This window comes from Paenibacillus ginsengihumi DSM 21568, from assembly GCF_000380965.1.
GTDB classification, from domain to species: Bacteria; Bacillota; Bacilli; order Paenibacillales; family NBRC-103111; genus Paenibacillus_G; species Paenibacillus_G ginsengihumi.
The window spans coordinates 24,514-36,843 of record NZ_KB905598.1; the positions used below are offsets into that span (position 1 = coordinate 24,514).

Genomic DNA, 12,330 nt, shown 5'->3' on the forward strand with positions numbered 1-12,330 from the left:
GTTTTATGCAACAAAGAGCAGGTTAAGCTATAATAGACGGAGCCCCTGAAGCGGCAGAGGACGGCGGAGACAAGGCGCGAAAGCGGGGGGGAAATGATGGCAAAAGCATCGAACTGGCTTCAATATATTTGGGCTGATCGGCAGACGAGACTGGTATCGGTCTTGACGGTATTTGTGTCCCTGGTCATCCTCGCAGTCGGCGTGACTTCTTATTATACGTCCAAATCGGTGCTGCAAAGCGAGCTGAGCAAGCCGCAGTATCAATCGCTGCGCATCGGCATGAACTACATCGATAAATATATTCAGGAATCCAATTATACGGCGATTAAGGTAGCGCTTCATTCGAACGTATATCATTTTCTGACGATGGAGGATCAGAGCTCATACAATAACGTTCAGCAAATTTATTTGTTTTTGAAAACGCTGCTGGACAATTCGCCTTACATTGAAAGCATCTACATCTACGATCGCGTAAGAGAAAGCTTCGTCGGCTATCCTCAAGGCTTCAGCTCGCGGGCCGACACGTTCAAGGATTCCGCTTGGGTTAACGTAGCGGACAAGTTCGGCGAAAGATTGATGCTCGTCTCCGGGAGGCCAGCGCCGGACGCCGGGGAAGGGGGCCGCCTGGATCAGATCACTCTCTTTCGCAAAGTGGTCATTCAAGGGGAGTTCAGAGGGATTGTGGCGATCAACTTCAAGGACGACCTGCTGTTTGCCAATATGCAGACAGGCGATACGTCGGGACTGGAGCGGAAGCAGTTCATCCTCGACCAGGAGGGCAAGCTGCTCTATGCCGCCACTTCGGGAGGCAACGGCGTCGAAGCGGCGGCGGTCCGCGAGGCGCTGTCCGCTCTGAACGGAGAGCCGTTCGGCGACTACGTCTTGGACGGCGAGTTGATGCTGGTCTCCCATGCCCGGTCGCCCGTGACGGAATGGGAATACGTGTCGCTTGTCTCCCAGGAGGACCTGCTGGGCCGATCGAAGACGATCCGCAACGTGCTGCTTGCCGTCTCGCTCGCCGCGCTGCTACTGGGCGCTTCCGCTATCGTCTGCACCTACTCCGTCGCCTTGACGCCGGTTCGGCGAATGCGCAAAATGCTGACCACCTACGGACAGGAGGGGACAGGCGCCGAGCCGGTCGATCTGGAGAACATTACGCGCAAGCTGCTGAGGGACCATGAGAAGCTGTCGCGTCTGATCCGGCAGACGATGCCGGAGGCTTCCTCGAAGTTTGTGCACGATATGTTCGCGGGCAACCTCGTGACGAAGAAAGAGATCGCGGAAAAATGGAACAGTTACTTCGCGGAATGGACGGATGCGCCGCTGACGGTAGCCGTCCTTTCGATTGACCGTTATCCGGAATGGGCCGGGCGCTTTCCCGAGCGCGATCATGTGCTGCTCAAGTTCGCTATCACGAATATTGCCGCAGAGCTGCTGTCCGGCGAATGGAGATCGATCAGCCTCGATCGGGGGGCGGATCAGACGGTTATTGTGCTGCAGCCGGTAGCGGACAAGCAGCCTGCCTTGGCGAAAAAGCTGGCCGAAATCGTCGAGGTGGCAGAACGGCTGCTCAACTTCTCATTATCGGCCGGCTTCAGCCTTTCCCACGCCGATCCCGGCAAGCTCAAGCTGGCGCTGCACGAGGCCGAGAACGCCCTGGGCTACCGGCTGTACCGCGGGTACGGCAGCGTTACCGCCTACGAGGACGTCGCCGGCCACGAAATGCCGGAGACGCCAGCCGGGGATGCGGCGCTCGAGGATCTGGCTTCCGCCGTCGAGGCCGGCGCCGAGGAGCGCGCGCAGCGCATCGTGGAGCGGGTGATCGGCGAAATCCGCGAAGGGTATTGGTACCCGTCGGCAGCCTTGTCGTTCCTGGGCGCGGCCAAGGCCAAGCTGAGCCGGATCGCCCGCGGCAAAGAGGCGGGCTGGGAAGAGGACGACTGGCAGCGCACGCTCCATACGCTCAATCTGGACGATATCGGCAGCAAGCTGACGGACGAGGCGAAAGCGCTGGCACGCCGGTTCGGCAATCTGATTCAGAGCAAAGAATTCATTATGGTGCAGCATATGATCGATTACATGAAGAAGCATCTGGGCGATAATATTGGCGTACAGGAAATCGCCGCCTCCATCGGCGTAAGCGTCAGCCTGGCCAGCCAGCTGTTCAAACAGGAAACGAACGAGACGATTCACGAATATTTCACCAAGCTGCGGATCGAGCGCGCCGGCGAGCTGCTGATCGCAACGAGCAGCAAAATTTCCGATATCGCGCTCATGGTCGGCTATCAGCACGAGAACAGCTTTATTCGCGTGTTCCGCAAATACAAGGACATCACTCCCGGCAAATACCGGGAACTGATGCGCAATCACGACAGCTCCTTCAAATCGTAAGCTTCTCACGGACCTCCCCGGTGCGGCGTCTAGCCCGCTGGCGGAGGTCCTTGCCGCTTTTGGCCGCGCCTACGGGCGCACCGATGCGCCAGCGAACTAACCGATCTTGCACAGCCCGCGACGCCGCACGATTTGCGCATGATTTGGGCAAACGATAGATTGTCCAGGCCGCCGCTTGTAAGCTATGATGAACCCGTCAAAACAAGCAGCAACTTTTTGCAAGCAGAGAGGCGGTCGGTGAAATATGGCAGATACGGTGCCGAACCGAGTGGCGGCAACCCGGAGCAGGAAATTTAAAAACCGGTATCTCGAAAACATCAGGCAGCACAAGATGCTGTATTTGATGATTCTTCCGGGCATCCTATTTTTTATCGTATTCAAGTATGTGCCGCTCGCGGGCAGCATCATCGCCTTTCAGAAGTATCAGATCATGAAAGGCATCTGGGACAGCCCTTGGGTCGGTCTTGACAACTTCCGGTTTATTTTCACTTATCCCGATTTCTACAACGTGCTGAGGAATACGGCGCTCATCGCGCTGTACCAGCTTATCTTCGGATTTCCCGCGCCGATCATCCTGGCGCTGCTGTTCAACGAGGTCCGCTCGGCGCTGGCCAAACGCACGTTCCAAAGCTTTTTTTACCTCCCGCACTTTCTCTCCTGGGTTGTCGTGGGAGGGATCGTGTTCGAGCTGCTGGCGACGCAGGGCGTCGTCAATTCGGTGCGAGGCTGGTTCGGCTTCGAGCCGATCCTGTATATGCAGGAGGAGCGGTATTTCCGCACTATTGTCGTCATCTCCGCCATCTGGAAAGAAATCGGCTGGGGCACGATCATTTACTTGGCGGCATTGTCCGGCGTGAATCCGCATCTGTACGAGGCGGCCGTCGTGGACGGGGCCGGCCGGTGGAAGCAGACGCTGTACATTACGCTGCCTTCGCTGTTTCCGACGATTGTGGTGCTGTTCCTGCTCCGCATCGGCAACTTCCTGGAGCTCGGCTTCGACCAAATCTTCAACCTGCTGACGCCGATGACCTATTCGGTGGGCGATATTATCGAGACGTACGTCTTCCGGGCGGGCGTGCTGCAGGGGCAGTACAGCGTAACGACGGCGATCGGCTTATTCCAGTCCGTCATCGGGTTCGCGCTCTTGTGGGTGTTTAACCGGATGGCGAGAAAAACGGAACAGGGGCTGTGGTGATGAGAACGTCCGCTGGAGAACAAATATTCAAAGTCTTTAACTATATTTTGCTGGCAGCCCTATCGCTGACGATGGTGATGCCGCTGATTCAGCTGCTTGCCGTCTCGTTCAGCTCGCCGTTCGCCGCCGATGCGAAGCAGGTGTACTTGCTGCCGGTCGAGTTTACGAGCGCGTCCTGGGAGTACATTTTGAGCAAAGCGGAGCTGTGGCGCTCGTTCGGGGTTACGGTATACATTACGGTCGTCGGCACGCTGCTCAGCATGCTGTTCACGGTGCTGACCGCTTACCCGCTCGCGCAGCGGTCGTTCCTGATCCGCAAGCAAATGATGCTGATGATCGTCATAACGATGATTTTCAACGCGCCGATGATTCCGTTCTTCCTGACCGTCCGCGAGCTGGGCATGCTCAATTCGCTCTGGTCCTTGATCATACCGGGGCTCATCAGCACGTTCAACATGATTATTATCCGCACGTTCTTCATGGGGCTGCCGGCGGAAATCGACGATTCGGCCCGCATCGACGGCTGCGGTGACGGGCGCATCCTGTTCCAGATGTACTTGCCGCTGTCCAAGCCCGTGCTCGCTACAGTCAGCCTGTTCTATGCGGTAGGGTACTGGAATACGTTCAGCCGGGCCGTGCTGTTCATTCGCGATCCGAACCTGTGGCCGTTGCAGATGAAGCTGCGCGAATATTTGATGAATCCCGAGGATTTGGTAGGCATTACTCAAGGGGTTGAGACGCTAGGGTACAATGCGACAACGCTGAAGGCGGCCACGATTATTTTTGCTACGGTTCCGATTATTCTGGTGTACCCGTACCTGCAAAAATATTTCGTCAAAGGCGCGCTGCTCGGTTCGGTGAAAGGCTGAAGCTTATTGAGCCGCTTCCCCGCGGCTTGATATATAGCAATACCGTCATTATGCTAAGGTCAAGAAAGGGTGGGTCATGCATGTCCAAACGTATGAAAAAAGGAATTCTCGCCGCATCCGCGCTGATGTTGGCCGCCACGGCAATCGCCGGCTGCGGCCAGGACAGCCCGTCACCAAACGGAGAGGCGGGCGGAGCGGACGGGAGCCCCGTCAAGGTCAAAGTATTCAAGAGCCATCTGGGCAAGGGCAAGCTGCCTGGCAGCAACGACCCGCACGTGAAGTATATCGCGGAGAAGACCGGCGTCGAGTACGTCCTCGAGACGAGCCCGCCGGGGGCCAATCCGAACGAGACCTTGAACGTGATGATCGCTTCCGGCGACTTGCCGGACATTCTCCGGCCGATCGGCGGCGTGGAGCAGACGCTGATCCAGCAGGGCGGCGCGCTGGCGCTGGACGATCTGCTGCCGGAGTATGCGCCGAACGTATGGAACCGCATTCCGAAGGAAGCGTGGGACATCGTGCGCACGGCTTCGCCGGACGGCAAAATTTACTACGTCCCGAAGATCTACATGATTCCCGAGCGCGTGCCGATGATCCGCAAGGACTGGATGGACAACGTGAACGCGGGCATGCCGCAGACGAAAGACGAATTTACCGCATTGCTGAAAGCGTTTAAGGAGCAGGACCCGAACAAGAACGGCCAGGCGGACGAAATTCCGACGAGCGGCCGCGAATTCGGCACCTGGATGGATCATCTGTTCGCCATGTACGGCGTGGCGATGTGGGAAGGCAAGCCGGAATGGGACATCTACGACGGCAAGCTGCAGTACGCCGGCGTCACCCCGAATATGCGCGCCGCGATCGAATACATTCGCGAGCTGTACGCCCAGAAGCTGCTGGATAACGAGACGTTCCTGAACAAGGGGGATGTCTGGCAGGCCAAGATCAACAACAACCTCGTCGGCAGCTGGTATCACCTGCCCGCTTCGCTGAAGGAAAAGCACGAGGCGATGAAAAAGACGGCCCCGAACGCCTACATTGTCGGCTTGAACCTGCCGAAGGTGGACGGGTATCAAGGGTTTATTACGCAGAAAAGCATGGGCGAAGCGGAGTGGATGATCCCGTCGTCCTCCGAGAAGCTTGCTCCGCATGCGCTGAAGCTGCTCGATTTCTTCTATGATCCGGCCAACGAGGATTTCGTGTTCTTCGGCATCGAGGGCCAGCAGCACGAGGTCGTGGACGGCAAGAAGCGGCTGCTGCCGCAAACCGACGACAGAACGATTCCGCTCGGCATGCTCAACTTCACGACGAAGGAGTCGATGGACAAGAGAATCGACCAGACGTATGAAGGCGAGCAGGCGCAGATGGTGAAGGACATCTTCCAGGTAGGCATCAGCGAAGCCCGCAGAATCGCCGGTGACGGCATGCCGAGCTCGGTCTACGAAGGCTTCCCGGACATTCAGTCGCACAAGATGTTCCAGGAATATTTGGCCAAAATCGTCATCGGCGAATGGCCGATCGAGAAGTTCGACGAGTTCGTGGAAAAATGGAACCAGTCCGGCGGCGCTACTGTGACGCAGCGGGCCCAGGAATGGTACGAGAAAGTGCAGTCGTTCGACAAGAAGTAACCATAGCGAAGGCAGATGGGCGGATCATGACGGCCGGCCATCTGTTCGTCAGGTACGGTCGCCCCGTTTTCCGCACTGCGGCGTTAGCCGCGGGAACGGGGCGGTTTTTTTGGATCAGCGGATGAGCACTCTGATGCCCATCGCGACATTGTAAATCATGACGGCTACATATGCGATCCCAGGCAGCAGCAAGAGAACGATGAGCTGCTCGATATTTGCCTGGGACTGCCAAAAGGCCAATATGGTGACGAACAGGAGCGCAAAGGGAAGCGAGTGCGTGATGAAAGCGGCCTTGGCGTGGCGTCTGACATAGGGGTCGTTCGAGACGATGAATACCGCGATCGGTACGATGAAGCCGGCGAAAAAGATACTGAAGTAACAGAGCGCGGCGAGCAGACGGTTCGTATCCATACTTGCGGAATCCACTCCATTCTCGGTTGCGGCCGGCCGGGTCGATGAAGCGCAGCCGCTCATAAGTCAATATACGCGGGATGGCCGGCGCCGTTTCGGGGCGGCGCCGATTCAAGCGGCGGGCTGCGGGGTAAATAGAAGACAGCTGCCCGGCGCCGAATAAGCAGCCGACAGCAGCTTGATAAACGCCGTTTTTCAGCAGTATTCTTTTCGCAGAAATTGATCAATGTTTTTTATCGTAAAAAATGTATTGCCCGTGTGCATAACTTTGTCCACAGTATGTATCTGCTGTTTGTCTAAAGTTCGAGGATTATCAACAATGTACGCACAGGATATTCACAGTGTTATGTGGATAACGGAACGCTTGTTCTAATTTTGTCCCCGTGTTAATATGTTGGTAGTTTAAGGGATAGGTGATTCGCCATGAAACTGATCAGCGATGATATCTTGGTAGACTCGTACTTTAAGGCGATCGATTTGAAGCTGGAAGAGGAATTTATCGCATTGCTGCTGGAAGAGATCAAGAGACGGCAAATTAACTTGGAGTATTACAAGCCCGGCAGCCAGGTCAGCTGACCGGTTTTTTTGTCGAAGCATGTAGAACGAACTAGGTACTCCCTTCGGCAGTGAACCATAGGAAGTACCTTTTTTGCCATCTATGCCATGTACGAAGCCGCTTCTGTCTACAGCTTCATATTGCTGCTGTGGCCTGGCGACAGCTTGGCGCTCGGGTCGATATATACTTTCGCGTTGTTGACGGCTGTCGGCGCTTCGCCGAACCCGACGGCAATCAGCTTCAGCTTGCCGGGATACGTAGTGATGTCGCCGGCTGCGAAAATGCCGGGAATGCTCGTTTCCATGCGGGAATCGACCTTGATCGAGCCGTTCTCGATCTCGAAGCCCCATTCTGCAATCGGGCCGAGCGAGGAGACGAAGCCATAGTTGACGATCACTGCGTCGACCTCGATGTCGGTCGTTTCGCCGCTTTTCACGTCTTTGATCGTTACTTTGTCGATGGCATCGCTTCCGGACAACGCTGTAATTTCTTTCGGAGTCAGCACTTCAACCTTCGATTTCAGCAAATTTGCCACGCTGTGCTCGTGCGCGCGGAATTTGTCTCTGCGGTGCACCAGCGTCACCTTCTCGGCGATCGGCTCCAGCATGAGCGCCCAGTCGACCGCGGAATCGCCGCCGCCGCTGATCAGCACCCGTTGGCCTTTGAAGCGATTCAGATCGTTGACGAAGTAATGCAGATTTTTGTCCTCATATTTGGCCGCCTCCGGCAGCTCCAGCTTTCTCGGCTCGAAAGCGCCGACGCCGCAGGTGATGATGACGGCCCGTCCGCGGTGCACGCCTTTGTTCGTCGTTACTTCAAAGTCCCGTTCGTCTTTCTTGACGACGCTGAGCACCTTTTCTTCAAGACGGACGTCGATGGGAAAATGCTTCATCTGTTGCTCGAGGTTGTTGACCAGCTCCTGGGCGGTCACTTTCGGAAAACCGGCCACATCGTAGATGTACTTCTCCGGGTACAGCGCCGCCAGCTGCCCTCCGAGTTGAGGCATGCTGTCGATCAGCTTCACCGAAGCTTGCCGCATCCCCCCGTAAAATGCTGCGAACATCCCCGCCGGCCCCGCTCCGACGATGATGATGTCGTCAATATGGCTTTGCATGGTTTCTCTCGCACCTCCGTATCTTTGTCGAACAATGTCTTTGTCGAACAGTTTCTATTATAATCGCCGCCGCCCGGAATGAAAAGGATGTGAGAAACACGAAATCGTGCGGCAGCGGAGTAATTTTGTTGATGACCCTGATAAAAATAATTGAACGGCAGCAATCGACGCCATGTGACAAACGGTCTTGCCTAGCGCGGAATTTAGTCCAAAAAGGGGCTTGCACTTTAGATCGCTACGGTATATGATGACATGTGAATTGGCCTTTGCACAGGATAGGTGTGCGTTCGGCCGTATATTTTTTGGATATAGAGACAAATTCTATGCAATAAAGCGCTTTTTGGTGCATAAAGCGCTTTTTGGCTTAATTTGTGCACTTTTTCACAAACCATAGCGCGAAAAAACGGCACCGGAGCGCGAGCGAATTTCAACCGATGGAAGGGAAGAAACCATGAGTCGAATACCGAGAATCGTCATTTTGGGCGCGGGCTATGGCGGAATCGTCACGGCTCTTCGTCTGCAGAAGCAGCTCAATTACAATGAGGCAGACGTTACGCTGGTCAACAAGCATGACTACCACTATATAACTACTCATCTGCATATGCCCGCAGCGGGAACGGATAAACCGGACAATGCGCGCGTTAATATATTGAAGCTGATCGACGAGTTCAAAATCGACTTCGTCAAATCGACGGTTGTGCAAATTCGTCCTCATGATAAAAAGGTGATTCTGGAAGAAGGCGTGCTGTCCTACGATTATTTGGTGGTCGGGCTGGGGGGCGAGCCGGAGACGTTCGGCATCCCGGGACTTAAGGAATACGCGATGAACATTCGCAGCATCAACAGCGTCCGGCTCATTCGCGAACATATCGAATATCAATTCGCCAAGTTCAAGCGCGAGCCGTCCCGTACCGAAGCGCTGACCTTTGTCGTCGGCGGGGCGGGCTTCACGGGCATCGAGTTCGTAGGAGAGCTGGCCGACCGCGTTCCGGAGCTGTGCAGGGAGTTCGATGTCGATCCGGAGCTTGTGAAAATATATAATGTGGAAGCCGCGCCGACTGCGCTGCCGGGGTTCGATCCGGAGCTGGTCGAGTACGCGATGGACGTGCTGAAGAAGAAGGGCGTCACGTTCAAGATCGGCGTCGCCATCAAGGAATGCACGCCGGAAGGGGTACTGCTTGCGACCGGCGAAGAGATCCGGACCAATACCGTCGTCTGGACCGGCGGGATTCGCGGCAACCGGATGCTGGAGGAAGCCGGCTTCGAGACGATGCGCGGCCGCATCAAGGTCGACGAGCACCTGCGCGCACCAGGGCATGACAACATCTATGTGATCGGCGACTGCTCGATCGTCATGAATCCGGAAGGCCGCCCGTATCCGCCGACCGCGCAAATCTCGATCCAGCAGGCCGAGGTATGCGCGCACAACTTGGTGGCATCCATCCGCGGCGACCAGCTGAAGACGTTCGAATATCAGAGCAAAGGCACCGTCGCTTCTCTGGGCAGAGGCGAAGCGATCGGGATCGTCGGCACGAAGAAGGTAAAGGGCGGCGCCGCAGCGTTGATGAAGAAGCTGATCGACCTTCGATATTTGTATATTATTGGCGGCTTGCCGCTGGTGATCAGGAAAGGAAAGTTTTAAACCATGAGACATTGCAGCGTACAGGTGCGCGGCCTGCTGACCCGCGACGAGCTGGAAAGGTATAATGCGCTGATGGAGGTGGGCGGCTATCTCGAATCGCAAAACCGCTACGATCTTGCCGCCACCGTGCAGCGGGAAGTCGATCTGCTCATTCAGCCGGCCATCGAGCGGCTCAAGGAGAAATCGCGGCAGCGGGACAGAGACACGGAGGAGTATTTGAGCCGCAAGGCGCAAATGGAGCGGGAACTCGCGGCATTGGCCGCCGAAGAAGACGAGGATTGACGACAAGCCTTGCCGGAGGCACGAGCCCTTCGGCAAGGTTTTGCCGTTATTCGGGCCATGCGAGTCTTGGGCGCACACGAAGGTAGACGGGCCATGCGAGTCTTGGGCGCAAGGCGCACACGAAGGTAGACGGAAATGCGAGTCTTGGGCGCAAGGCGCACACGATGGTAAGCAGGCCATGCGGGGCCATGCGCACAATCAGGCCGGCTAAGAGCGGCAAACCATCGTCTTCGCTCATTAGCCGGCCTGATTTTCGGACATAAAGTTACAGCTGCAGCATGCGGGCCATCTTCTCCTGGTCGAGCAAATTGCCGACGTAGAAGTCGCCGAACTCGCCGAAGCGCGCGCTCACTTCGTCGAAACGCATCTCGTGAACGATCTTCTTGAATTGCAGCGCGTCGTCCGCGAACAGCGTCACGCCCCACTCCCAATCGTCCAGGCCCATCGAGCCGGTAATGATCTGCTTCACCTTGCCCGCGTAATTGCGGCCGATCATGCCGTGGCTGCGCATGAAATTGCGGCGTTCCTCAGAGGGCAGCATGTACCAGTTGTCGCTGCCTTCGCGGCGTTTGTTCATCGGATAGAAGCAAATGTGCTTCGCCTTCGGCAAGATCGGCTTCAGCCGGGCGACGATCTCCGGGTCCTGCAGCGGATCGGTGCCGGGCCTTGCCATGTAGCCGCCGAGCTCCACGATGGACACATAAGAATACGTCGGTACGGTCACTTGAGCGAACGCCGTTTTGTTGAACTCCGTCTCCAGCGCGTTCAGTTCCTCCAGCGTTTCGCGCAGGTGCATGAAGACGAAATCGGCTTTTTGCCCGACGATCGAATAAAAGGCGGTGCTGCCCTGCTTCGCTTCCTCCGCGGCTCCGTACTGATGCAGCAGCGTGTACAGCTCGTCCTCCGCTTGCTTGCGCTCGCCCGGGGTCAAGCTTTTCCATGCATTCCAATCGATAGCCCGAAAATCATGGAGCGCATACCAGCCCTCCAGCGTTTGCACGGCTTCACTCATGATCCAACACTCCTTCGTCCTTGTATGGCCGCCTGCGGCAAAAGCTTATCGCCTTGCCGGGTGCCGTACTTTGTCATTGCAGTACACTTGTTTTCATTGTAGCGGAATCGGCAAGCCAGGGCAAATGAATGCGGCGCCGGCTCGCCGCTGCGCATGCATTTGTTGAAATTTTGCGGCAAAAGGTTCGAAAACCGTTCACTTTACCCGGCGCCGACATTCGCTTACAATATATAAGATGGAAAAGCGTCTGCAGATTTGGAAAGGGGTTATAGGCTTGCTGCAACTGCTGATCGTGACCGTGCTGCTGTTCGTGCTGTTTTTCGGGCTCGGTTTCATATTGAACATGCTGATGAAAACGACATGGTTCCCCATATACGGCTACATCGCGCTCTTGATTGGACTTTTCGTGTATTGGGAGTGGGGAAGCGGCACCTTGTCCGCCAACTTGGCGGAGTATACGGCCGTTGACTACATTCCGTTTATCGGCGGACTGATCGGAGCGGTGCTGAGCGGCTCAACGATCCGCACCTTGCGCCGCAAAGGGTTTAAAATGTTTTAAGCGCGAATGTCGCAAGCGGCAACAACGGCCGCATAACGCCAACGGCTGCATAACGCCAAAGGCTGCATAACGCCAAAGGCTGCATAACGCCGGACTCGCCCGGAAACGGGGGTTCGGCTCCATCATGAAAAGCCCAGCCTCATGCGGTCTGGGCTTTTGTTAATGTTGCAGAAAGCTTAACCTTGCTAAGGCGATACAGCGAAGTGCGACTTTCTGTACCAAGCGAAGTGCAACTTTCTGTACCAAAGGAAAACGACCGCTAAACTTGCTAGCCGTAGGCTTACGTTTTGCCGGGCTTTGCCAGGCAGACCTTAAGCTAACGCTAGTCACAGAGCTTATTTTCCTCGAAGCCATCAATTTGAAATGGTAACGCAAGTGAGCAGCCTTATTCGGCATTTAAGATAGCAAATGTTGTATTTTGTACAACGCGCGCCTAGCCAAGCTAGGCATAACTAACCGGTGCAAGTCCGGTCGGGGTAAAGGCCAAGCTGCCCCGTAGCTAGCAGGCAGGCGTCGGAGAAATCCGGCGTCTGAAGCCCTGTGAAAAGCTCCGCAAAAGGCGGAAGGAAGCAAACTTGCAGGCCGTAACATCAAGTGAATCCTGCCGCATCGTGAAAATATCAACCCGAAAGGGACAAGAGGAAGCCGAGCCGCGGTTGTATCGGCGAAGG

General features: G+C 56.0%; 11 protein-coding genes. 8 read left to right on the forward strand and 3 right to left on the reverse strand.

Annotated elements, in window-relative coordinates; genetic code table 11:
• Positions 1–93: 93 nt before the first annotated feature.
• The 4 genes from F591_RS0120235 to F591_RS0120250 all read left to right on the forward strand — a co-directional run bounded on the left by F591_RS0120235 (position 94) and on the right by F591_RS0120250 (position 6,083).
• Positions 94–2,391 (forward strand): AraC family transcriptional regulator, encoded by a 2,298-nt coding sequence (locus F591_RS0120235; protein ID WP_019536438.1) that lies wholly within the window; start codon positions 94–96, stop codon positions 2,389–2,391.
• Positions 2,392–2,635: 244 nt separating this feature from the next.
• On the forward strand, positions 2,636–3,586 hold the full coding sequence (locus F591_RS0120240) for an ABC transporter permease (RefSeq protein ID WP_019536439.1): 951 nt from the start codon (positions 2,636–2,638) through the stop codon (positions 3,584–3,586).
• Positions 3,586–4,455 carry a carbohydrate ABC transporter permease gene (locus F591_RS0120245; RefSeq protein ID WP_019536440.1) on the forward strand — a complete coding sequence of 290 codons (870 nt, stop codon included), beginning with the start codon at positions 3,586–3,588 and terminating at the stop codon, positions 4,453–4,455. The genes F591_RS0120240 and F591_RS0120245 overlap by 1 nt, the downstream gene beginning before the upstream one ends.
• 80 nt (positions 4,456–4,535) lie before the next feature.
• Positions 4,536–6,083, forward strand: coding sequence for a type 2 periplasmic-binding domain-containing protein (locus F591_RS0120250; protein WP_019536441.1), 1,548 nt, complete (start codon positions 4,536–4,538; stop codon positions 6,081–6,083).
• A 114-nt stretch (positions 6,084–6,197) separates the two neighbouring features.
• Here F591_RS0120250 and F591_RS0120255 read toward each other — a convergent pair whose 3' ends face one another.
• Positions 6,198–6,494, reverse strand: coding sequence for a magnetosome magnetite crystal formation protein family (locus tag F591_RS0120255; RefSeq protein ID WP_019536442.1), 297 nt, complete (start codon positions 6,492–6,494; stop codon positions 6,198–6,200).
• 423 nt (positions 6,495–6,917) lie between these two features.
• On the opposite strand from F591_RS0120255, the gene sda reads away from it, so the two are divergent.
• Complete coding sequence (sda, locus tag F591_RS0120260) at positions 6,918–7,070, forward strand: sporulation histidine kinase inhibitor Sda (RefSeq protein ID WP_019536443.1); 153 nt, start codon at positions 6,918–6,920, stop codon at positions 7,068–7,070.
• Between the two features lie 107 nt (positions 7,071–7,177).
• On the opposite strand, the gene F591_RS0120265 is transcribed toward sda, so the two are convergent.
• Complete coding sequence (locus F591_RS0120265) at positions 7,178–8,164, reverse strand: NAD(P)/FAD-dependent oxidoreductase (protein ID WP_019536444.1); 987 nt, start codon at positions 8,162–8,164, stop codon at positions 7,178–7,180.
• Between the two features lie 451 nt (positions 8,165–8,615).
• Between F591_RS0120265 and F591_RS0120270 the strand changes: the two genes are divergently transcribed.
• Both F591_RS0120270 and F591_RS0120275 read left to right on the forward strand, forming a co-directional pair.
• The gene (locus F591_RS0120270) at positions 8,616–9,806 is read left to right on the forward strand and encodes an NAD(P)/FAD-dependent oxidoreductase (RefSeq protein WP_026326766.1); all 1,191 of its coding nucleotides are present in this window, start codon (positions 8,616–8,618) and stop codon (positions 9,804–9,806) included.
• 3 nt (positions 9,807–9,809) lie between these two features.
• A complete protein-coding gene (locus F591_RS0120275) occupies positions 9,810–10,088 on the forward strand; it encodes a hypothetical protein (RefSeq protein WP_019536446.1) in 279 nt (92 codons plus the stop codon).
• Positions 10,089–10,353: 265 nt separating this feature from the next.
• On the opposite strand, the gene hemQ is transcribed toward F591_RS0120275, so the two are convergent.
• Positions 10,354–11,100: a hydrogen peroxide-dependent heme synthase gene (gene hemQ, locus F591_RS0120280; protein WP_019536447.1), complete on the reverse strand. Its 747-nt coding sequence runs from the start codon at positions 11,098–11,100 to the stop codon at positions 10,354–10,356.
• Positions 11,101–11,374: 274 nt separating this feature from the next.
• Between hemQ and F591_RS0120285 the strand changes: the two genes are divergently transcribed.
• Positions 11,375–11,659: a YuiB family protein gene (locus tag F591_RS0120285; protein ID WP_019536448.1), complete on the forward strand. Its 285-nt coding sequence runs from the start codon at positions 11,375–11,377 to the stop codon at positions 11,657–11,659.
• Positions 11,660–12,330 lie beyond the last annotated feature (671 nt).

Excerpts from the sequence above, each read along its gene's own strand:
- F591_RS0120235 (WP_019536438.1), top strand. The coding sequence starts at position 94 with ATGATGGCAAAAGCATCGAACTGGCTTCAATATATTTGGGCTGATCGG.
- F591_RS0120240 (WP_019536439.1), top strand. The coding sequence starts at position 2,636 with ATGGCAGATACGGTGCCGAACCGAGTGGCGGCAACCCGGAGCAGGAAA.
- F591_RS0120245 (WP_019536440.1), top strand. The coding sequence starts at position 3,586 with ATGAGAACGTCCGCTGGAGAACAAATATTCAAAGTCTTTAACTATATT.
- F591_RS0120250 (WP_019536441.1), top strand. The coding sequence starts at position 4,536 with ATGTCCAAACGTATGAAAAAAGGAATTCTCGCCGCATCCGCGCTGATG.
- F591_RS0120255 (WP_019536442.1), bottom strand. The coding sequence starts at position 6,494 with ATGGATACGAACCGTCTGCTCGCCGCGCTCTGTTACTTCAGTATCTTT.
- sda (WP_019536443.1), top strand. The coding sequence starts at position 6,918 with ATGAAACTGATCAGCGATGATATCTTGGTAGACTCGTACTTTAAGGCG.
- F591_RS0120265 (WP_019536444.1), bottom strand. The coding sequence starts at position 8,164 with ATGCAAAGCCATATTGACGACATCATCATCGTCGGAGCGGGGCCGGCG.
- F591_RS0120270 (WP_026326766.1), top strand. The coding sequence starts at position 8,616 with ATGAGTCGAATACCGAGAATCGTCATTTTGGGCGCGGGCTATGGCGGA.
- F591_RS0120275 (WP_019536446.1), top strand. The coding sequence starts at position 9,810 with ATGAGACATTGCAGCGTACAGGTGCGCGGCCTGCTGACCCGCGACGAG.
- hemQ (WP_019536447.1), bottom strand. The coding sequence starts at position 11,100 with ATGAGTGAAGCCGTGCAAACGCTGGAGGGCTGGTATGCGCTCCATGAT.